This window comes from Anaerobacillus sp. CMMVII, assembly GCF_025377685.1.
In the GTDB taxonomy this organism is placed as follows: domain Bacteria; phylum Bacillota; class Bacilli; order Bacillales; family Anaerobacillaceae; genus Anaerobacillus.
Genome location: NZ_JACEHK010000015.1, coordinates 318,147 through 339,409, shown reverse-complemented (window position 1 = coordinate 339,409; position 21,263 = coordinate 318,147). Strand labels below are relative to the sequence as shown.

General features: G+C 38.0%; 18 protein-coding genes and 3 pseudogenes. 5 read left to right on the top strand and 16 right to left on the bottom strand.

The window, feature by feature from the left end; all coding sequences use genetic code 11:
* Window positions 1-87: 87 nt before the first annotated feature.
* Window positions 88-474, top strand: coding sequence for a TIGR04086 family membrane protein (locus H1D32_RS18960; RefSeq protein WP_314733455.1), 387 nt, complete (start codon window positions 88-90; stop codon window positions 472-474).
* 145 nt (window positions 475-619) lie between these two features.
* Here the strand turns inward: H1D32_RS18960 and yajC are convergent, their stop codons facing one another.
* The 12 genes and pseudogenes from yajC to nadB all read right to left on the bottom strand — a co-directional run bounded on the left by yajC (window position 620) and on the right by nadB (window position 13,917).
* A complete protein-coding gene (yajC, locus tag H1D32_RS18955) occupies window positions 620-883 on the bottom strand; it encodes a preprotein translocase subunit YajC (RefSeq protein ID WP_261179796.1) in 264 nt (87 codons plus the stop codon).
* Window positions 884-948: 65 nt separating this feature from the next.
* Window positions 949-2,088, bottom strand: a complete 1,140-nt coding sequence (gene tgt, locus H1D32_RS18950) for a tRNA guanosine(34) transglycosylase Tgt (protein WP_261179795.1) — start codon at window positions 2,086-2,088, stop codon at window positions 949-951.
* A gap of 44 nt (window positions 2,089-2,132) precedes the next feature.
* Window positions 2,133-3,161 (bottom strand): tRNA preQ1(34) S-adenosylmethionine ribosyltransferase-isomerase QueA, encoded by a 1,029-nt coding sequence (gene queA, locus H1D32_RS18945; protein ID WP_261179794.1) that lies wholly within the window; start codon window positions 3,159-3,161, stop codon window positions 2,133-2,135.
* 121 nt (window positions 3,162-3,282) lie between these two features.
* A complete protein-coding gene (locus H1D32_RS18940; RefSeq protein ID WP_261179793.1) occupies window positions 3,283-3,501 on the bottom strand; it encodes a DUF2905 domain-containing protein in 219 nt (72 codons plus the stop codon).
* Window positions 3,501-4,501, bottom strand: a pseudogene (gene ruvB / locus H1D32_RS18935) (Holliday junction branch migration DNA helicase RuvB). The gene H1D32_RS18940 and the pseudogene ruvB overlap by 1 nt, the downstream one beginning before the upstream one ends.
* 29 nt (window positions 4,502-4,530) lie before the next feature.
* Entirely contained in the window at window positions 4,531-5,139 is a 609-nt protein-coding gene (ruvA, locus tag H1D32_RS18930; RefSeq protein WP_261179792.1) for a Holliday junction branch migration protein RuvA, read from the bottom strand.
* A gap of 174 nt (window positions 5,140-5,313) precedes the next feature.
* A complete protein-coding gene (locus H1D32_RS18925; protein WP_261179791.1) occupies window positions 5,314-5,793 on the bottom strand; it encodes a BofC C-terminal domain-containing protein in 480 nt (159 codons plus the stop codon).
* Between the two features lie 539 nt (window positions 5,794-6,332).
* Complete coding sequence (locus H1D32_RS18920) at window positions 6,333-7,772, bottom strand: YhcN/YlaJ family sporulation lipoprotein (protein ID WP_261179790.1); 1,440 nt, start codon at window positions 7,770-7,772, stop codon at window positions 6,333-6,335.
* Between the two features lie 198 nt (window positions 7,773-7,970).
* A complete protein-coding gene (gene safA, locus H1D32_RS18915) occupies window positions 7,971-9,158 on the bottom strand; it encodes a SafA/ExsA family spore coat assembly protein (protein WP_261179789.1) in 1,188 nt (395 codons plus the stop codon).
* A 1,092-nt stretch (window positions 9,159-10,250) separates the two neighbouring features.
* Window positions 10,251-11,354, bottom strand: coding sequence for a quinolinate synthase NadA (gene nadA / locus H1D32_RS18910; protein ID WP_261179788.1), 1,104 nt, complete (start codon window positions 11,352-11,354; stop codon window positions 10,251-10,253).
* A gap of 118 nt (window positions 11,355-11,472) precedes the next feature.
* Window positions 11,473-12,306 carry a carboxylating nicotinate-nucleotide diphosphorylase gene (gene nadC, locus H1D32_RS18905; RefSeq protein WP_261179787.1) on the bottom strand — a complete coding sequence of 278 codons (834 nt, stop codon included), beginning with the start codon at window positions 12,304-12,306 and terminating at the stop codon, window positions 11,473-11,475.
* 36 nt (window positions 12,307-12,342) lie between these two features.
* Window positions 12,343-13,917, bottom strand: coding sequence for an L-aspartate oxidase (nadB, locus tag H1D32_RS18900; RefSeq protein ID WP_261179786.1), 1,575 nt, complete (start codon window positions 13,915-13,917; stop codon window positions 12,343-12,345).
* Window positions 13,918-14,049: 132 nt separating this feature from the next.
* On the opposite strand from nadB, the gene H1D32_RS18895 reads away from it, so the two are divergent.
* Together H1D32_RS18895 and H1D32_RS18890 are read left to right on the top strand one after the other, a co-directional pair.
* Window positions 14,050-15,189, top strand: a complete 1,140-nt coding sequence (locus H1D32_RS18895) for an IscS subfamily cysteine desulfurase (RefSeq protein WP_261179785.1) — start codon at window positions 14,050-14,052, stop codon at window positions 15,187-15,189.
* Window positions 15,186-15,737, top strand: coding sequence for a transcription repressor NadR (locus H1D32_RS18890; RefSeq protein ID WP_261179784.1), 552 nt, complete (start codon window positions 15,186-15,188; stop codon window positions 15,735-15,737). The genes H1D32_RS18895 and H1D32_RS18890 overlap by 4 nt, the downstream gene beginning before the upstream one ends.
* Before the next feature lie 276 nt (window positions 15,738-16,013).
* On the opposite strand, the gene pheA is transcribed toward H1D32_RS18890, so the two are convergent.
* The 4 genes and pseudogenes from pheA to H1D32_RS18870 all read right to left on the bottom strand — a co-directional run bounded on the left by pheA (window position 16,014) and on the right by H1D32_RS18870 (window position 19,424).
* Window positions 16,014-16,901, bottom strand: coding sequence for a prephenate dehydratase (gene pheA / locus H1D32_RS18885; RefSeq protein ID WP_261179783.1), 888 nt, complete (start codon window positions 16,899-16,901; stop codon window positions 16,014-16,016).
* A 15-nt stretch (window positions 16,902-16,916) separates the two neighbouring features.
* The gene (locus tag H1D32_RS18880) at window positions 16,917-17,369 is read right to left on the bottom strand and encodes an ACT domain-containing protein (protein WP_261179782.1); all 453 of its coding nucleotides are present in this window, start codon (window positions 17,367-17,369) and stop codon (window positions 16,917-16,919) included.
* 189 nt (window positions 17,370-17,558) lie between these two features.
* A pseudogene (obgE, locus tag H1D32_RS18875) lies at window positions 17,559-18,838 on the bottom strand (GTPase ObgE).
* A 34-nt stretch (window positions 18,839-18,872) separates the two neighbouring features.
* Entirely contained in the window at window positions 18,873-19,424 is a 552-nt protein-coding gene (locus H1D32_RS18870; RefSeq protein WP_261179781.1) for a Spo0B C-terminal domain-containing protein, read from the bottom strand.
* Between the two features lie 286 nt (window positions 19,425-19,710).
* Here H1D32_RS18870 and H1D32_RS18865 point away from each other — a divergent pair.
* Window positions 19,711-20,558 (top strand): annotated as a pseudogene (locus tag H1D32_RS18865) (ABC transporter ATP-binding protein).
* The gene (locus tag H1D32_RS18860) at window positions 20,491-21,261 is read left to right on the top strand and encodes an ABC transporter permease (protein ID WP_261179780.1); all 771 of its coding nucleotides are present in this window, start codon (window positions 20,491-20,493) and stop codon (window positions 21,259-21,261) included. The pseudogene H1D32_RS18865 and the gene H1D32_RS18860 overlap by 68 nt, the downstream one beginning before the upstream one ends.
* Window positions 21,262-21,263 lie beyond the last annotated feature (2 nt).

Below are 21,263 nucleotides of genomic sequence, written 5' to 3'. Positions count from 1 at the left end.
CTCAAAACTTTAATTCTAAATTTGTACAAGGGTGAATAAGCTTTATTAGGCTGAAAAACAGAGTTTTTGTAAAGGGGGAAGAGAAGCTTGGAAAACAGAGGAATTCTAACTTCAATGGTTTATGGTCTTGTCACAATATTGCTGATCATTCTTTCAGTAAGCTTTATTATTTCGTTGCTACTTAGGTTTACTTCATTAACTGAAACATCTTTCAGTTGGGTAATTATGGTCCTAACATTTGTTGCATTAATCATTGGAGGCTTCGTTTCAGGAGGTAAGTCAAAACAAAAAGGCTGGATGGTTGGGGCAGGTACAGGTCTTTTATATTCTTTACTTGTTTTCTTAGTCCAGTACTTAGGCTATAATGCCACATTTTCAATGGAGCAATATCTTTTCCACGGTGGATTTGTTTTCGCAGCAATCATCGGTGGGGTCTTAGGCGTAAATGTAGTAAGGAATTCACGTATGGTTTAAAAGTGTAAAGTTTTGAGTTTTGAGTTTTGAAAGCTAGGCTTCGCCGCTTTACTCACAACACTTTAAACTCTACACTCTTAACTCTAAACTATGACAAAAGAGAAGGGACAATCCAATTGGATGTCCCTTCTCTTTTGCCTATGTACTAGTCAGGATTAACTACTTCACGGATGGCATTTCGATCAAAAGTTAATTTCTTGTTATCAGTAACTAATAATATGACTCTGTCTTCGTCAATTGCATCGATTGTGCCATGAAGGCCGCCGATCGTGATGATTTTGTCACCCTTTTTAAGGTCAGCATGCATTTGTTGAATTTTCTTTTGACGCTTTTGTTGTGGTCGGATTAATAAAAAGTAAAAAATCGCGAACATAAATACTAATGGTAAAATCGCTGTAAAAAAGTCCATTGTTGTTTCACCCCTTTCTAAAAATAAATATTGATACTATCCATTATCCCTTTTCTTTCACAAAATTAAAAGTTTTTTGCATTAGGTTTATTAAAACCATACATTTCAAAAAACTCCTCACGGAAATCTAAAAGGCGATCTTGGCGAATAGCTTCTCGGACTTGCTCCATTAATTTTAACAAGAAATAGAGATTATGGTAAGAGGTTAATCTAAATCCGAACGTTTCGTCACATTTGACAAGATGGCGAATGTAGGCTCTAGAGTAATTTTTACATACATGACAATCACAATTTTCATCTAATGGTCTGAAATCACGAGCATATTTGGCATTTCTAACAACAAGTCGACCAGTGCTCGTCATACAAGTCCCATTTCGACCGATCCTAGTAGGTAATACACAATCAAACATGTCAATTCCACGAATCGTTCCATCAATTAACGCGTCAGGTGAACCAACACCCATTAAATATCTAGGCTTATTTTCAGGTAAATGTGGTGTCGTAAATTCTAAAACACGATTCATCACATCTTTCGGTTCCCCAACAGATAGACCACCAACTGCATAACCAGGGAAATCTAGAGATACTAGGTCTTGGGCACTCATTTTCCTTAAATCTTCATATTCCCCACCTTGGACAATTCCAAATAACCCTTGACTCTCAGGTCGCTTATGACCTTCTAAACAACGTTCTGCCCAACGACTTGTTCTCTGTACTGATTTTAACATATATTCGTATGTAGCAGGATACGGAGGACATTCGTCAAAGGCCATCATAATGTCAGAACCTAAGGCATTTTGAATTTCCATTGCCCCTTCAGGACTCAAGAATAATTTTTCACCACTTAAATGATTACGGAAATGTACCCCTTCTTCTTCAATTTTCCGTAGGGCACTTAAGCTAAAGACTTGAAATCCACCTGAATCTGTTAAAATTGGGCGATCCCAATTCATGAATTTATGTAATCCACCAGCTTCTTTAATTATATCATGACCTGGTCTTAACCATAAGTGGTAAGTATTACTTAATATGATTTGCGAGCCTATTTCCTTTAATTCCTCAGGACTCATCGTTTTTACTGTAGCTAATGTTCCTACTGGCATAAAGATTGGCGTTTCAAAAGTACCATGTGGTGTGTGTACTTTCCCCAAACGAGCTCCTGACTGACGACAAGTTTTAATATGTTCATAGCGAATGGCTACCATTAATTTGTTGCTCCCTTCATTTCGTACAAAAAAATATGTGAATTTTATAGGATTAACATCGCATCACCAAAGCTAAAAAAGCGATATCTTTCTTTGACAGCTTCTTGATATGCATGAAGTGTATTTTCACGGCCACAAAGAGCACTCACGAGCATGATTAACGTAGATTTTGGTAAATGAAAATTCGTTATTAATCCATTAATTGCTTTAAACTCAAATCCAGGATAGATAAATATACTTGTCCATCCTGAACATTCTATAAAACCACCATTGTTGGCATGAGCAATCGTTTCTAACGTTCTTGTTGAAGTTGTACCTACAGTAACAATTCTCTTTCCAGAGCTTTTTACTTTATTTAAGGTTGCTGCGGTTTCAGCCGTCATCTGATAAAATTCTGCGTGCATCTCATGCTCTTCGATAACATCTACACTAACTGGGCGGAATGTGCCAAGTCCAACATGAAGAGTGATATAGACGATATGAACTCCTTTGGCAGCAATTTGCTCTAATAGCTCTTCAGTGAAATGAAGTCCAGCAGTTGGCGCAGCTGCAGAGCCACGATGTTTAGCATAAACGGTTTGGTAACGTTCTTGGTCTTCCAATTGTTCTGTAATGTAAGGAGGTAATGGCATTTCACCTAAGGATTCTAAAATTTCATGGAAAATCCCTTCGAATTGAAATTCGATAATGCGACCACCATGCTCTAACTCTTCTTTACAAATACCCTTTAAGCGTCCATCACCAAAAGATACAACAGTTCCCTGCCGAACTCGTTTTGCCGGCTTAACCAACGTTTCCCACTGATTATTTTCAAGCTGTTTTAATAAAAGACATTCAATATTGGCGCCTGTTCCCTCTTTAATTCCATAAAGTCTTGCAGGTAAAACTCGAGTATCGTTTAAAACAAGACAATCTCCCTCACTAAAAAAATCAATCACATCCGAAAATCTGCGATGATTTATTTCACCTGTTTTTGAATCTACTACCATCAGTCTAGATGAGGTGCGGTCCTTAAGTGGTGTTTGGGCAATCAGTTCCTCAGGTAAATAAAAATCAAAATCTTTAACTTCCATTTTATTAATTCACCTTTTTCACATTTAGGTTTGGAGTTTGGATTAGCTATTATTTAATAATTAGCTAATCCAAACTAATATATAAGCATACATAAGTACTATATTGTTGACAAGTAAATATTTACCTTAAGCGGCCAACAATATATAGGATTAACGAGATAACAATACTTAAAACAATCGAAGTAACAATTGGAAAATAAAAAGTCGTATTTCCTTTCTTAAAGAAAATATCTCCCGGTAATTTCCCTAAAGCAAGATACTTGCCACCAACTTGCCATAACAGTCCTAAAACAATTAAAATAACCCCCACTGTAATCAGTAGTTTCGGAATATTTGGCATTACTCTGGGACCTCCATTTGAAAATGTTCATATACTTTGTGAGTAACACCATTCTCCCCCTAGGCGTTCGTTGTAAAAAGCCAATTTGCAATAAATACGGTTCATAAACGTCTTCAATCGTATGTGACTCTTCACCAATTGTTGCGGCAATCGTATCGAGTCCTACAGGCCCCCCCCGGAACTTTTCAATAATCCCTTTTAAAAATTTATGATCAATGTGATCTAAACCAAGTGGGTCTACTTGTAGTCTTTCTAATGCATTGACTGCTAATTCTAGGTCAATAAATCCTGTGCCTTGAACTTGAGCAAAATCACGAACTCTACGCAGCAAACGATTTGCTATTCGAGGCGTTCCCCGTGATCGCCTGGCAATTTCAATACTTGCCTGTTCAGCAATTTCAAGTTGATAAACATCTGCTGTCCTTAATACAATATTCATTAATTCATCATTGGTATAATACTCCAAACGGGACAAAACACCAAAACGATCACGTAAAGGTGACGATAAAAGACCCGCCCTTGTCGTAGCACCTACTAATGTGAATGGTGGTAAATCTAATCGAACTGAACGGGCGGTCGGCCCTTTTCCAATTACGATATCTAAGCAGAAGTCTTCCATCGCAGGATAAAGCACTTCTTCTACGACACGGTTTAGTCGATGTATTTCATCAATAAACAAAACATCACCAGGTTCTAAAGCGGTCAAAATTGCGGCTAAATCACCTGGGCGTTCAATAGCAGGCCCTGATGTTGTTCGAATTTGAACATTCATTTCATGCGCAATGATAGTAGCTAATGTGGTCTTACCTAACCCGGGAGGCCCATATAACAAGACATGGTCCAGAGCTTCATTCCTGATTTTGGCAGCTTCGATAAATACTTTTAAGTTATTTTTAACTTTTTCTTGTCCGATATATTGGCTAAGTAATTGGGGACGTAATTGATTTTCAAGCGTTTCTTCCTCTTGTTGTACCTCAGCCGAAACCATTCTTTCTTCCATATTATTACCTCCTGAGAACGCAACTCATTCTATATCTTTAAAAGCAGTTGCAACGCTTTTTTAATATATTGATCTGTAGACAGCTGTTCTTCAGCAAGCTTCGGAGCAATTTTTTTAATTTCCCGTTCAACATATCCTAATGCCTGTAAAGCCTCAATGGCATCTTCTAATTCTCGAGGGTATTTGGCTTTTTGATCTGCCTTGAGCTCATAAACAGGACCCACTAAACTAGGCATGAAATCAGCTAATTTTCCTTTTAAGTCTAAGATCATCTGTCGTGCAGTCTTCTTACCAACACCAGGAAACTTTGTTAAAAACGCTTCATTTTCTTCCTCTATCGCATTGACTACCTGCTGTGGCTGGCCTGACGCTAAAATTGCCAAAGCTCCTTTTGGTCCAATACCAGAAACATTTAGTAATTTTTCAAATAGCGCTCGTTCATCTCTTGAGCGGAAACCAAAAAGTTTTATCGTATCTTCTCTAACATACTGATATGTATAAACTATAATTTCTGCCTCTAAGTCTACCTTGAATATAAAGGGATTTGCACAAAAAATTTGATAGCCAATTCCTTTTACATCAATGACCACATACTGTGTATCTATATAATTTACGTATCCCTTTACAAACTCTATCACAAAAAATCTCTCCTATACGAACGTTTATTTCTATTTTATTTTACCACAAAAGTCTTGTTGAACAACCAAAACAAGTTAAGGTATCAATTCTTCATAATTAAAGAAAAACAAGCCTTTAGAATTCTAAGGGCTTGTTTTCCAAGAGTACTCTCTTGTATCACTTATATTTTCAAATTACATTTCATGCTTTGCATACTTTTTATACATTTTTAACACTTCTTCATATCGATCTCTAGAAAGAATTGGAATACCATCTTCTAGCTCTTGTTGTTGATGACTCTTTAGCTTCTTCATGTTTATTTGAAAAAATGATTGTATGACCTTTTCTTCAGATGGTTTACCTTCATAAATATTTAGAGTACCCTCTTCTGAGATACCAAAATAGCCATTAATTTTTAATAAAGGAGATATGTCGTCAATCTTTTGTTGAAATACAACTTGAGCCTCGTCTTGATCAATTAAATCCCATTCAGCGTACTCTGCCCAAAAATCCTCCATTGATAGGATTGTTTCCTCAACAACTTCTTCACTTACCTCACCATCTAGGTATATTCTAGCTAAAATCACTCTGACTGTTTTTGGATCCATCACGTGAAATGTTTTCGCTACTGGAATTGCATTTTCGATTGCCCGTTTATTGATATTTTCTCTCATAAGTGGATAATCTACTGCGGTTGCTAATTTATTAGACTGCTGTGACTGAACAAATACTATAGCAACTGAGAACAAAAGTAAAAGTGCAGAAAAACTTATTAATTTAATTTTTTTATAGGAAGTTTTTTTTCCATGAGTACCACCACCGTTACTTAAATTACTAAAAAAGTTAAAATGCCTTTATAAATTGCTATCATTATTATCGCCAGACATACTGACTTTTATCCATTTATACTAATTTTTACTGTTTATTTATAGGCTGTTTTTGTAAACTTTGTTGCTTTTAGGTCGTCTTTTGAGAATAAATAAGCTTCACGCAAAGCGTGAAGAACCAAGCATTCGCTTGGTTACGACCTAAAAGCTAATAGCAACAATCTCTTAGAAACGAGCGTATTTTTTAAGCTCTTACTGTTAATATTGTCGCTAATACAAACTTCACTTGAAACTTAGTGATTTTATTCCAAACACTCCTATTTCTATGTACAAATGACAAAGAGGCTAGCCATCTAGCCTCTTTTGCCATATTTAATTTTTATTTATTATCTTGAACGTTCGAACGGTCGTTGAATAGCTCTTCCAAAATCATGAAACATATCGTTAATGGTTGCACCAACTTCTTCAAATGTTTCACCTGCACGAAGTCTATCGTCTGCAGTACGAATTTGATCATATTGATCTCTTTCCGTTATTACAATGACTTCCCTATCTCCAGCAGTTCCTCTAAGCCTTTGACGAATGTCTTGCTCTACACGCTGAGCATTTTGACGGTCAGCATCAACACCAACTAATACCCTATTCCCATGAACAATTACACGAGAATCTCTTACATTTTCAACATCAGCTAATCGTGTTGTATAATCTTGGGCAGTTGTTGCATCATACCCATCTGGATAAGCATATTCACTCATACCAGTTCCTGGAACTTCACGATCACCAGCACGGCCATTGGCACCCTCACGTCCAAAGCCTAGTCCACCTTGCCCCATGTTTGCTCGACCAGTTTGGCCTTGGTTCATATGAGTTCTTCCTGTTTGGCCTAATCCACCAATTCCAGCTCTACCTGTACGTTCTCTTAAGATACCTCTGTCGTCAACATAACCAGGACGGTTACCAACAATTCCAGCACCACGGTCACCTGTACCGAATGCTTGTCCTCGACCTGTACCTCTCATTCCAGCATTTCCATGCATTCCTAATCCTGTATCCATACCACGTGTACCACCATGGTATCCTGTTTCACCTTGCCATCCTGGCGAAGCTGCAATTCCATGACCAGTTGTGCCACCTCTACCTGCTTCAGCACCTAAGCCTGTCATACCTCTGTTACCAGCAGCACCAAATCCAGATCCTGTTCTGTTTTCACCCATTCTTTGATGACCAGTCATACCTGCTCTATCAGTATTTCTACCGAATAATCCAGTTCCTGTGGTCCCACGTCCGGTTCCTGCACCGAATCCTGAATCTGTACCAAATAATCCAGTTCCTGTACCAGTTGTTCCACCACCTGTGCCACCACCAAACATTCCTGTACCTTGTCCAGTAGTTCCACCACCAGTACCACCGCCAAACATTCCTGTACCTTGTCCAGTAGTTCCACCACCAGTACCACCACCGAATAACCCAGTTCCTGTGCCAGTGCCTGTAGTTCCTCGTCCAGCACCAGTACCGAATAGTCCAGTTCCTGTACCTCTCATACCTGCTCCTCTTTCACCAGCTAAGCCAGTTGCAGGCTGGCGTGTATCTCTCCCAAAGCCTCTTGCTCCTCGACGGTCATCACGTGTAAACATATCTGTAATTGGGCCTTCACCTGCACGTTGACCTGTGATGCCAGTATCTTGACGTTGCTCAGTTGCATGGTATCCAAAACCGCGTTGATCTCTGGCACCTTGTCCAGTAGTCCCCTGTTGATCAACACCACAACCGACTAAACCACCTAGTAAAAGTGTTGCTGCTGATAATGTAATCGCAAGTTTTTTCATTGGTTTTATTCCTCCTTTCACAATTAATTTGTCATTCTTCCTGAGAAATTAATCTGTTATATCTAGGAAGTATCGGTCATTTTTATGTAAGATCACGTGTAATTTCCTTACAAAGGCATGAAAAAAGCCAACCCAGCACCTCCAATCGCAAATGATATTTACAATAGGGTGCATTAATGGTTGGCTATTTTCAATTATTTAATCTTCATTATCTTCTTTATCATTTCGGAACTGTTGTCCCTGGGTTGGATTATATTGTGGAAACATTGGCTGTGGTTGATATCCCCAAGGTTGCCCCTGTGGAAGCATCGGTTGTTGCATGGTTATGTCTCCATATAAATTGTTGTTAGGTGGTCCCGCCCAACCTTGCCCAGGTGGTACCTGCATTGGTGGCACTTGCCCCATTCCACTTGGAGTCATCGGTGGTAAGTCAGCATCTTCGAAATCTAGCTCAGCAGGAGGCGTCATCCCAAATTGTGGCGGTGGATACATTGGCATCTGCTGAGGTTGCGGGTACATTGGCATTTGTGGTGCCATCGCCATCGGTTGATACCCTTGCATTGGTGGTGCCATAAATCCTCCCATCGGTGCTCCAGGTGAAACTGGGTAACCATAAGGAGTCGGTTGCGCCATTCCAGGATATGGAGGGTAGCATTGAGGTACCATTGGCGGATATGCACAACCAGGCATAATGCCTGTTACAGGATAGCAATTTTGTTGCATAGGATAACTAGGTGGTGGCGCAAACTGCGCTGGCATTGCCATTGGCATTTCGGCAATTGGCATTTCTTTTTTCGGTGGTGCTGACATAGCTATTGGTTTTTCAGCAATTGGCATCTCTTTTTTCGGTGGTGCTGGCATCGCTATTGGCTTTTCAGCAATTGGCATTTCTTTTTTCGGTGGTGCTGGTTGTTTTGGTTTTTCAAATTTCGGCAATTCTTTCATTTCAGGTAATTTAGGTGGTGCTGGCATTTGAATAGGTACAGGTGCGGGTGCTGGTTTATAGACATTAAAATTCATATTCATGTGGTGAAGATACTGCTGTTGAGTAATTGGTTGCACTTGAATTGGTTGTTGTACGGGCGCTGGAGGTGGTGGTGGTGCCGGCAATTTCACCTCTTCTTTCACCACTTCATGTTTCGGTAAAGGTACTTCTTTTACTTTTGGTAATTCTTTAGGTTGTTGAGCTTTTACTTGTTCTTCCTTTTTCACGGCTTGCTTTTTTACTGGAACCCCACCCGTTGGAATTTTTATCTTCATTCCTGGCATAATCACGTCTGGATTGCTTAAGTGATTATTAACAGCTTTCAATTGTTCAAAATCTACGTCGTACTTCTTGGCTAACTTCCACAAAGTGTCTCCCTGCTGAACAATATGAATTTTCACGTCATATTCCCTCCTTAAGCTAATTCTTCAGCAAATGAATTTCATAATGCATTATTTTCGCTATTTAGATTGATATAGCTCAATTAAGGTAATTATGAAATTCACCCAAAAGCATATATTTTTTTGTTACATGCCGTCGTTCAATAATGGCCTTCAGCACAATTTATGCTTTTAAAAAGGGATATATAACCATCTCTAATTGATTATCAATAAAATTTGAAATCCTATAAGAAAAGCGCAAGCGCCCTGTTAAGCCCCGACTAGCAAATGTTCTTCGAGAAAAAAGTGTGCTCTTTCACTTTTATTCTCGAAGGTTATTTGACCTCGAGGGGCTGGGCGGTGGAACTAGACAGTTATAACGTTGAAATTTTATACATTCTTATCTTTTAAAAAGAAAAAATAACCCATGCATCCAAGGAATAACGGGTTTACTTAAGAGGTGCAAAACGGAAAAACACAGGCAATTACACTCGCTAAATCACACAACTTTCACAACCGAAATCACAGTATAATTCGCATATTAAAATGGCACGAAGGACTTCGTGCCATTGTTTTTCTATTTGCTTATCGAACGCTAATCACTCCTTATTCATTATTCATTGCCCCACTCGGACCAATGAGGGTATCAACAACATGGGTTGATATAATAAGGGGAGAAACTTCCCTTAAATAGGAAACGTCACTGAAAAGAGTTAAAATAGAAGGAAAATTTCCCGCTATTTACTAAATAAACATGATAATTTGATTATTTTGCTATATTAAAGGGAAAACCTCCCCTTATTTCCCCCTAACCAAGCTATATTCCGAAGCTTAAGGGGAAAATCTCCACTTATTTTAAGTACCTTTGGATAATACACATAGCAAATAGAAATCACATCGAAATCACAAGAAGGAAATATTTATTTCCACCTATGTGAAAAACGGAGGTGAATTACTTTGTGATTTCAAATCTATTTAGTAATGAAAAACTGATATAACAATAAAAAAAACATGTGATTCCTGCTGTGAATCACATGTTTTTTTATTGTGAGTGGCTTGTTTGCACCTTTGAAGTAAACCTGTTAATCCAAGGGATGCAGAGTTATCTTTTTATTACGCTCGTTCGAGCATTCGTTCTACGGCTAGAACTGCGTAACGAGCAATTTCTTTATCAACTGTAATTTCATTAATTGGATTTCCCTTTTCGATACTTTCTAGCGCCCATAAAAGATGAGGTAGATCAATGCGGTTCATCGTTAAACAAGGACACATATTTGGATTTAAAGAATAGACCTGCTTGTTATCGTGTATTTTGGCTAACCTATTGACTAAATTCATTTCAGTACCAACTGCCCAAATACTGTTAGGCTCTGCTTCTTTCAACTTATCAATAATGTAGTTTGTCGATCCTGCAAAGTCAGCTAATTGAACCACCTCATGACTGCATTCAGGATGAACAATAATCGTAATCCCTGGATATTCATTTCTCATTTGTTTTATATTTTCTACAGTAAATTTTTCATGAACAGAGCAATACCCCTTCCACAAAATCACCTTAATTCTATTTATATCACCATCATATTCCAACTTCTCTACTTCAGGATCCCAAATGGCCATCTCTTCTAAAGGAATACCTAAATCAAATGCCGTGTTTCTTCCAAGATGTTGATCGGGTAAAAAGAAAATACGTTCTTTTTGAGTTAATGCCCACTGGACCATTTTTTGTGCATTGGAAGACGTAACAGTAGCCCCTTCATGTTTACCACAAAACGCTTTAATCTCAGCAGTACTATTAACATATGTTAAAGGTATCATTGTATCCCCAAATAACTCCTGCAGCGCTACCCATGCTTTTTCAGTTTGGTGTAGATTTGCCATATCAGCCATAGAACAGCCAGCTCTCATATCAGGTAAGATAACCTTTTGATTTTCATTTGTTAGAATATCAGCCGTTTCAGCCATAAAATGAACACCACAAAAAACGATATACTCTGCTAAATTGTTATTTGCGGAAAGCTGTGCAAGTCTTAAAGAATCACCAGTATCATCGGCAAATTGAATCACCTCATCTTTTTGATAATGATGACCTGGAATATACAACCTAGTACCAAATGATTCTTTAATTTCTTTAATTCTTGTTTCCATTTGTTCAGCCGTCATCGCTTTGTAACGGGCTGGAATAATAACTTCTTCGTTCATCATCTCTAAAATACTCATAGTTTCTCAACCCCCTCTAAGTTTTGAGTTTTGAGGTTTGAGGTTTGAATTCTTCAAAGTAATGCTTCGAGGGCACTGCTTTCAAGAAACTCAAAACTCTACACTCAAAACTGAATGTTTAAACTTCAATATTAAAACTTATATCTATTGCTTTTGCTGAGTGGGTCAAAAACCCTAAGGATATGAAGTCCACTTCCGTATTCGCATAGCTGGCTACATTATCCATCGTAATTCCACCAGAGGCTTCGGTGATAATGCCTTCTGGGACTAATTCAATAAATTGACGAATTTCTTCAGGAGTCCGATTATCAAACATAATTATATCAGCCTTAGCATTTACCGCAGCAAGGACATCTTCTAGACATTCGGTCTCAACCTCAATTTTTACGGTATGACCAAGTTTTTCTCTCACTTTTTTCACCGCTTCTGCAATTCCACCGGCAGCTGCAATATGGTTATCTTTAATCATCACCGCATCATATAGACCCATTCGATGATTAAAGCCGCCACCACAAGTAACAGCGTATTTTTCGAGCATTCTTAAGCCAGGAGTAGTTTTTCGTGTATCACATATTTTTGTATGGGAACTCTTCGCATTTAAAACTGCTTGTTTCGTAAGTGTAGCTATTCCACTCATTCTTTGTATTAAGTTTAGTATGACACGTTCTCCTGTTAACAAATGAATGACCGGTCCTTCTATGGTAGCAATCTTATCACCCTTTTTGACTAATGCTCCATCACTTAGATGTAAGTCAACTGAAATCCGATCATTAAGCAATTTAAAACCTTGGCTAATGATCTCTTCACCGCAGAAGACACCATCCTCTTTAGCGACAAAGACTCCGAAACCAAAATCCTTTTCTGTAAAAATAGATTCACTTGTTAAATCTCCGGTACCTAGATCTTCTTCAAGAAATGCCGCTAACATTGCCCTTAACCTTAGTTTATTCATTAGAAAGTCAACTCCTTTTTTACTAGTAGATAGAACTCAGCTGATCATTACGGATTGCTCAATAAATTTTTCTTGGTACAATTCCTTTTTTAGAAATACATTTCTATAGCCATACCACTCGTGATCATTTAATTTCGGAAAGTCTGATCGATAATGTCCACCACGACTCTCCTTCCTGTGTAGGCTTGCTTTAGCAACTAGTAATCCAACTGTCAACATATTGCAAATTATTTTTTCTTGGATGTTTAGTTGAAAATGTTGTTCATCTAAAACATTTAAATAATATTCAAACCATGTGATCGCTTGTTGCAAACCTTCTGCATCTCTAATAATTCCTACATAGCGATCCATGACCATTTGTATATCCTTTATCGTCGGAAGAGTTACTATTTTCATAGATTTCAAAACAACCGGCGCGATCTCATTTTGTCCAACTTTATTTTCAGTCGTTAAAATCTTACCTGATAAGCGTTCGGCAAAAACGACTGCTTCTAATAAAGAATTACTTGCTAGTCTATTTGCTCCATGGACACCAGTATTCGCACACTCACCTACTGCGTATAAATTGGGTATTGTCGAGCAGCCATCTTCGTCGACTTTAATCCCCCCCATAATAAAATGTGCTCCTGGTTGAACTGGTAATAAACCATTTTTCAAGAAGGTTGGATCTATGCGACACATTTCATAAATAGATGGAAATCTTGATTGAAAATTACGGACACTTTGTATATTTAAAAAGATACTTTTATTTTTTAATTGGGTTTGAAAGATTTCTCTAGCAACAATATCACGTGGGGCCAAATCTTCCATTGGATGCTTTCCTTTCATAAGGAATTCGCCATCCCCAGTCACTAACCTTGCCCCCTCACCTCGAACCGCTTCTGAGATGAGGCCATTCCCACTTCCCTCACACTTAAAAAGTGTAGGGTGAAACTGTATAAATTCCATATCTGATATAGCAGCTCCGGCACGATAAGCCATTGCAATTCCATCGCCAGTAGCCTCAAGGCAATTTGAAGTTGCCGAATATAGCTGACCTATTCCTCCTGTTGCAACAATGACGTGTTCCGCCTCGATCAACCAGATGTTATCATTCTCATCTTTTGTATAAACACCACAACAAACACCATTTTCTATTACTAAGTCGTAGGCCATTTCCCGCTCAAATACTGTAATTCTAGGAAGGACTCTTGCCATTATTGCTTCTACGATTACTTTTCCAGTGGCATCTCCACCAGCATGAAGAATCCTTCTTTTGCCATGAGCACCTTCCATTCCAAGTGAGAGTTCATTATTTTCATCCTTATCAAAATTTACCCCAATTTCAATAAGTCGTTTGATAAGCCTAGTTCCGTGTTTTACAAGTATCTCGGTTGTTTCTTTACGGTTATGGAAACTACCTGCGACGATTGTATCTTGATAATGCTCATGCCAGTGATCTTCTTTTGTCACTGCAGCGGCAATGCCACCTTGGGCTAGCCAAGAATTACTATGGTTAATCTCCGACTTTGTGATAAGCATCACATTTTTTTCGTTACAAAGATAATCAGCAGTCATTAATCCGGCAAGCCCACTACCGATAATAACAACATCCGCTTTTCTTCTGTTCATACTTACCCTCCTTAGAAAGGAACTAGACTAACGTTTTACTGTATTTCACATAAATATCATACAACTGTCTTGACACCTATATTTACATACTTTTAAACTAGTGACAAGACTTTTTTTTAAGGTGGTGCTACAATGATTTATTTAGACTACTGTGCAACAACTCCGATGTCAGAAAAAGCCTTGGAGGTTTTTACGAAAGCATCAACTCACTTTTTTGGCAACCCTAATAGCCTTCATGACGAAGGTGCAAAAGCAAAAAGCTTATTGGAACAATCTCGTAAGGAAATAGCTAAATGTATCAATGGGGATCCTAAAGGAATTTACTTCACTGGTGGAGGGTCAGATTCAAATAATTTGGCTATTAAGACATTAGTAAAAGGGAAATCAGGCCATATCATAACGACAGCCGTTGAGCATTTTTCTGTCATAAATACGTTTTTACAGTTACAAGAGGAAGGGTATCAAATAACTTTTTTAGAAGTTGATCAAGAAGGGAAGATTTCTCTTTCCAAATTAAGAGAAGCACTTCAAGAAAATACGATTCTTGTATCTATTGGACACGCCAACTCTGACATTGGGACCATCCAAGATTTACATCAAATTGGAATGTTCTTGAACGAGAAAAAAATACTGTTTCATAGCGATTGTGTTCAGTCTTTTGGAAAAATACCTATAGATGTTACCAATTTACAAATTGATAGCATCGCTCTTTCAAGCCACAAAGTGTATGGTCCAAAAGGAGTTGGAGCTGTCTATATTTCACCTCGAATAGACTGGAAACCACTTATTCCTAATACAACTCATGAAAATGGTTTTCGTGCTGGAACTATCAATGTACCTGGCATTGCTAGTTTTGCTGAAGCGGCAATAGAAATTTGTCGTAAGATGCCAGAAGAGGAGCGTCGCTTACATAGATTAAGTCAGCATTTAATGCAGCGATTGTCTGAGTACGATGTAGATTTTAGCCTCGTTGGTCATAGAACAGATCGCCTTAGCCATCATTTATCTCTTAGAATTCATGGTGTAGAAGGTCAATGGTTGATGTTGAAATTAAATCAAAAAGATATCGCTATTTCAACAGGAACCGCCTGTAAAGTTGGTGAACAAACAGCTTCAAAAACTATGTTAGAACTAGGTTTTCCAAAAGAAGCGGCCACCGAATTAATCCGGATCTCTTTAGGAAACCATACAACAATGGAACATATGGAAGCTACAGCAAATGCTTTCAAGGAAATTGTCGAAGATTATTTAAATCAAGGGGGAGCTAAATGAAACAACCAAAGAAAAAAATCCTAGGTGAAGAACGAAGAGAATTGATCTTGCAATGGCTCATGGAAGAAGATCAACCAATTACTGGAACACTGCTCGCAACGAAAACTAACGTAAGCCGGCAAGTAATCGTTCAAGACATCTCAATTTTGAAAGCAAGAAATCTACCAATCCTAGCAACTGCACAGGGATATATGTATATGAGGGAACACCCTAAAGCAGATATTGTTTCGAGAGTCATCGCCTGTAGACACCAACCAGAGCAAACCGAAGATGAATTGAATATCATTGTAGACTACGGAGGAATTGTTAAGGATGTAGTCGTTGAACATCCTGTTTATGGAGACCTCACAGCCTCTCTGATGATTAGAAACCGCCGTGAAGTTCAAATATTCATGTCAAAAATGGCATCCACAAAAGCCGTGCTACTATCACAACTTACTGATGGCGTTCATCTTCATACAATTGAGGCAAGAAAACAGGAGACGCTTGAGGAAATTTGCCAGGCTCTTGAAAACGCTGGATACCTATTAAACACCGAGGAGTATTAATAGTTAAAGGCTTCACGCAAAGCGTGAAGAACCAAGCATTTACGATCTAAAAGCTAATAGCAACAGCCTTTTAGAAAATAAAGAGTGTAATTAAAAGGTCCATTTAGAAATTATTACCTGAAACACTAAGATATAAACTGAAAAACATCTGTTAAGCTGCTCGATGTTATAGATAGTCACATTGCAGATGAAAAAAGCATAAAAAAAAGGGATCCAAAATGTTTGTATAGAGTACACAAACATTTTGGATCCCTTTTGATATGGTGGTAACCATTATTACGTTTCGACAATTATTTCATTTTCTTTTTTTAATAAAGAGAAGCAAGGATAACTACCTAATAATGAAACCTGACATTTCAATGCCTCTAATTCAGCAATCACACCTGGAATCAAAACATCATCCATTTTCATGTCAACATCAATGACAAAAAAGTAGTTACCAAGTCCGGTTTTCATAGGCCTTGACTCTATTTTCGACAAATTTAACTTACGCCAAGCAAAGGCAGAGAGAACATGATGAAGTGCACCAGGGTAATCTGCAGGCAAAGTGACCATTAATGTCGTTTTATCGCCAGTATAAAGTGGAGATGTATCTGAAAGGACACTTTTTTCATTTCTCAATATGACAAAGCGCGTATGATTATTATCATAGTCATGGACACTGTCTTGAGCAATTTCTAGTTGATATTGCTTAGCAGCTAAATGGTTTCCAATTGCCGCAATCGGCTCATTAGGATGTTTGGCGACATATTCTGCGGCTGCCCCTGTGGAGTTCATATACTCTAACTGAGCATTTGGTAACATTGAACGTAAAAATTTATGACATTGAGCTATAGCATGAGGATGTGAGTATACCTTTTCGATATTCGCCCAATTATGAATATAATTGGTATGAATTAATAAGTGCTGTTCAATCGGAACAACAATTTCTCCATTGATCAAAAGTTTTTTATTGTGTAGTAAATAATCCAACGTTAGGTTAACAGAGCCCTCAATCGCATTTTCAATAGGCACGACTGCGAATTGTACAGCTCCATTTGAAACGCCGTCCATACAATCGGGAATTGATGTAAAAGGAACTCTCTCATCATTAGGAAATACAGCTTTAGCAGCTACTTCAGTAAATGTTCCTTTCGGACCTAAATAAGCTATTTTAGTCATCATGGACTCCTTTCAAATTTATGCGCCTGACCCAATTAATTCTACTTTTTCAACTGCATCGAGCTGCTGAATTTGTTTTACTAATTTATCGACTTCTATATTCATAGAAGCTGTTTCTATTGACAAAGTAATCGTTGCCCGACCTTGGAGTGGGATCGTTTGGTTGATCGTCAACACGTTTGATCCCGCCTCTGCTACAACCGACAACAATTTTGATAACGTGCCAGATCGATCCTCAAGATGAATTGAGAGGGTCATAATTTTTTCCTTCACCATTGTATGAAAAGGAAAAATACCATCTTTGTATTTATAATAAGCACTTCTACTTAAATCGACTGCTTGAACCGCTTCATTTATTTTCTTTACTTTACCGCTATCTAATAAAGCTTTTGCTTCTAACGTTTTTTGCATCGCTTCCGGTAAGATATCGGCTCTCACTAAATAAAATTCCTCACTATTTTTCTTCGTCACAAAAAAACACCACCTGGAAAATTCCTATTAATACATTATAAAGTTGTATGACTATTTTGACAACAGTAATTAGTGTAGAGTTGTTCAAGCTAAGCTCCGAAGCCTAAAAAAAAACTAGAAATACTATCGCAACTTTACACTCTAAACTCTACACTAAAAAGCTACCTGTGAAGGTAGCTTTTTTTAGAATTATTCAATAAACTCAAATTCAAATTTCAAGATACGGACAAGGTCTCCATCCTTGGCTCCTCGCTCACGAAGAGCAGCATCAACACCTAGACCACGCATTTGCCGCGCAAAGCGACGAACCGATTCATCTCTTGTGAAATCTGTCATTTTAAATAACTTCTCAAGCGCATCGCCAGAAAGGACATATGCCCCATCATCATCTCTTGTAATTTTAAATGGATCTTCTGCTTTTTCATGTCGATAGATAATTCTGCTTTCCACTTCTTCTTCAACAAGTAAGAACTCAGGTGTCGTATCAACTTTATCGGCTATCGCAAGAATTAGCTCACGCAGTCCCTGTCTTGTAATTGCAGAAATTGGGAAGATTGGAATATCTAAACCTAACTGCTCTTTAAATTGAACTAAATTTTCTTCAGCATCAGGCATGTCCATTTTATTAGCTACAATAAGTTCCGGACGCTCTGTTAACCTTAGGTTGTATTCTTTTAATTCTTGTTTAATTTTCAGGTAATCTTCGTACGGATCTCGCCCTTCTAGGCCTGACATATCGATTACGTGAACAATTACCTTTGTTCTTTCAATATGTCTCAAAAATTGATGTCCTAACCCTACGCCAAGATGTGCTCCTTCTATTAAACCTGGTAAGTCAGCCATAACAAAACTACGGCCCTCTTCGACTTCAACCATCCCTAAATTAGGTTTGATTGTTGTAAAGTGATATTCCGCAATTTTTGGCCTTGCGGCTGAAACTACTGATAGTAATGTCGATTTCCCGACACTCGGAAAACCTACGAGACCAACATCTGCTAGCAGCTTTAACTCTAACGTGATATTTCGTTCCTGCCCTGGCTCACCATTTTCAGCTATTTCTGGAGCTGGATTCGTCGGTGTTGCAAAGCGACAATTTCCACGACCACCGCGACCACCTTTGGCAATAATTGCCCTTTGTCCATGGTTCACTAAATCAGCAATTGTCGTTTTGTATCTTCATCAATCACTGTTGTTCCTGGTGGAACTTTAATGACGAAATCACTGGCATTTTTCCCATGTTGACTTTTTGACCTTCCATGCTCCCCGCGTTGGGCCTTAAAATGACGTTGGTAACGGAAATCCATTAACGTTCTTAAGCCTTCTTCTACTTCAAAGACGACATTTGCTCCATTTCCACCATCACCACCTGCGGGTCCACCATCAGGAATATATTTCTCACGACGAAAAGCAACCATTCCGTTACCCCCGTCGCCACCTTTTACATAAACCGTAACCTTATCTACAAACATCTTTTCACCTCAAAAATTCTTCAATGTCGCTCATTTAAGCATCTAACAGCTTAAATGTTACGTAAAACTCTTTCTTACTAATATATGATTCCACTAATTTCATTTGTTCATTCCAATTGTTTACGTCATCAACAAATTTTTTTATCTTGTCCTCTTCTATTAGTGCCCCATGAAAATCAAACGTAAACCTTGGCAATTCGTCTTCTAGTAGCTCTATCGTTAACTGTAAATGGTTATCACCATATTGCTCACAGCTTTTATTTAGGACGGTTGAAAACTTTCGGAACCAATCAAGTAAATGTTTTTCAAACATCTTAAGGTCAAGAGAATGACCAATCACTTCAAATTCTAGCTGAAAATGGTTACCATTCTCCCAGTTAAATACCAAAATCTCACTAGTGAAATTAGGTATATTAAGATTTGAAAGCTTACTTTCATGTTGGGTTTGGTTAACAACTTCTTGAATAATTTCCTCTATACGATCGTATTTTTTCAAAGCAAGATTCCCTTTTATTAACTGAATCACATTGAGCCAATCATGCCGAGAATGTCGAAGTATTTGTAATATATTCCACTCCTCTTTCATATCCAACACCTATTTCCAATAAGATTTGACTTATTTAATCCAAAATTTTCGAAGAAATCTATGATGATTTTTAACGAATCCGCTATTTGACTACACTATATGTTAACATAAAAATCCCTATAAACAATCTTATTCAGTATTTTTCACCAAAAAAAATGCCGTTTACGAAGTTTTTGTCTTAAAAATTGTCGTTGACAGTTTTTCTAATCCGTCATATACTATGATTACTTTAATCCCGAGTAAAAATATATGTTTTATATAATTAATGTAGTTTGGAGGTTTTAACATGGACCACGTTACAATTAAAAACGTCGAAAAAACGTTTACGAATAAAGAGGAAAATACTTCATTTACCGTTTTTAGTGATATTAGTCTAACTATTAAAAAGGGCGAGTTTTTATCCTTACTCGGACCTTCTGGGTGCGGTAAATCTACTCTCTTAAATATTATCGCTGGGTTAGATAAAGCAAGTAGTGGGATCGTTCAAATTGGTACAAATGAAATAAAAGGTCCAGGCCCAGACCGTGGTGTCGTCTTTCAAGAAGCCGCATTAATGCCTTGGTTAACAGTCTTAGAAAATGTCATGTTCGGCTTAAAAAGAAAAAATTATCGAAAGCAGATGCTGAGAAAAAAGCGTTGGAATATCTAAAATTGGTCCATTTAAGTAAGTTCGTTTCTTCCTATCCTCATGAATTATCAGGCGGGATGAAACAACGTGTATCTATTGCAAGAGCCTTAGCAATGGACCCTGAAATTTTACTTATGGATGAACCTTTTGGAGCACTAGACGAACAAACACGTTCAATGCTTCATAAAGAAGTTCAGTTTATCTGGGAGCAAACAGGGAAAACAATCATCTTTGTTACTCATAACATTCGTGAATCTGTTCTACTTTCAGATCGGATTGTTCTAATGGGAACAAGACCAGGTGGAATAATCAAAGAATTTCAAGTTGACATTCCTAGACCGCGTAAGCCATCTTCACCAGAATTTATCCAACTTGAAGAAGACATTATGAGTCTATTAGCTGGTGAAATTGAGAAAGTAATGAAGGAGGAAATGGGTGATGACTACAACTCTAAGAAGGCTAGCCTTCTTTACGGCTCTAATCGCAATTTGGGAGAGCATATATAGAATTAACATGACCTTAGAATTCCGCTCTACTCGTGGTTTCCCTTCACCAAGTGGAGCAATTGAACAATTGTATAAAGGATTTTTTGAGTCTGGTATTTTAAGTAACGCCTTAATTACTAGTTTACAAAGGATAAGTATTGGCTTTGCCCTAGCACTTATTATTGGTGCTGCGTTGGGTATTTTATTAGGTCAATCAAAACTTGCAGATGAAACAATAGGATCATTAGTTATTGCCTTACAATCGATCCCAAGTATCGTCTGGTTACCCATCGCATTAATCATCTTTGGTCCTGCGGGAAATGTTGCCATCATTTTTATCATTGTTCTTGGTGGTACATGGGCAATGACGATGAACATGAGGATGGGAATAAAAAACGTTCAGCCTCTTTTAATAAGAGCTGCTAGGACCATGGGTTATAGCGGTTCAGAATTGATTTGGAAAGTCATGATCCCGGCTTCTATCCCTGCTGCCTTAACTGGTGCACGGCTCGCATGGGCATTCGGTTGGCGTGCGTTAATGGCAGGGGAATTGTTAGGTCGAGGCGGTTTGGGACGTACCTTATTAGATGCACGAGATATGTTTAATATCGATTTAGTAATTGCAATTATGGTAATTATTTCAACGATCGGACTTTTCGTCGAATATTTGATTTTCAATCCAATCGAAAGAAAAGTTATGACTCGTTGGGGATTGGCTAAGTAAAT

What these genes read in the sequence shown, in the direction of transcription:
- yajC (WP_261179796.1), bottom strand. Translation starts at nt 883, where the DNA reads ATGGACTTTTTTACAGCGATTTTACCATTAGTATTTATGTTCGCGATT.
- tgt (WP_261179795.1), bottom strand. Translation starts at nt 2,088, where the DNA reads ATGGTAGCCATTCGCTATGAACATATTAAAACTTGTCGTCAGTCAGGA.
- queA (WP_261179794.1), bottom strand. Translation starts at nt 3,161, where the DNA reads ATGGAAGTTAAAGATTTTGATTTTTATTTACCTGAGGAACTGATTGCC.
- H1D32_RS18940 (WP_261179793.1), bottom strand. Translation starts at nt 3,501, where the DNA reads ATGCCAAATATTCCGAAACTACTGATTACAGTGGGGGTTATTTTAATT.
- H1D32_RS18925 (WP_261179791.1), bottom strand. Translation starts at nt 5,793, where the DNA reads ATGAGAGAAAATATCAATAAACGGGCAATCGAAAATGCAATTCCAGTA.
- H1D32_RS18920 (WP_261179790.1), bottom strand. Translation starts at nt 7,772, where the DNA reads ATGAAAAAACTTGCGATTACATTATCAGCAGCAACACTTTTACTAGGT.
- nadA (WP_261179788.1), bottom strand. Translation starts at nt 11,354, where the DNA reads ATGAGTATTTTAGAGATGATGAACGAAGAAGTTATTATTCCAGCCCGT.
- nadC (WP_261179787.1), bottom strand. Translation starts at nt 12,306, where the DNA reads ATGAATAAACTAAGGTTAAGGGCAATGTTAGCGGCATTTCTTGAAGAA.
- nadB (WP_261179786.1), bottom strand. Translation starts at nt 13,917, where the DNA reads ATGAACAGAAGAAAAGCGGATGTTGTTATTATCGGTAGTGGGCTTGCC.
- H1D32_RS18895 (WP_261179785.1), top strand. Translation starts at nt 14,050, where the DNA reads ATGATTTATTTAGACTACTGTGCAACAACTCCGATGTCAGAAAAAGCC.
- H1D32_RS18890 (WP_261179784.1), top strand. Translation starts at nt 15,186, where the DNA reads ATGAAACAACCAAAGAAAAAAATCCTAGGTGAAGAACGAAGAGAATTG.
- pheA (WP_261179783.1), bottom strand. Translation starts at nt 16,901, where the DNA reads ATGATGACTAAAATAGCTTATTTAGGTCCGAAAGGAACATTTACTGAA.
- H1D32_RS18870 (WP_261179781.1), bottom strand. Translation starts at nt 19,424, where the DNA reads ATGAAAGAGGAGTGGAATATATTACAAATACTTCGACATTCTCGGCAT.
- H1D32_RS18860 (WP_261179780.1), top strand. Translation starts at nt 20,491, where the DNA reads ATGACTACAACTCTAAGAAGGCTAGCCTTCTTTACGGCTCTAATCGCA.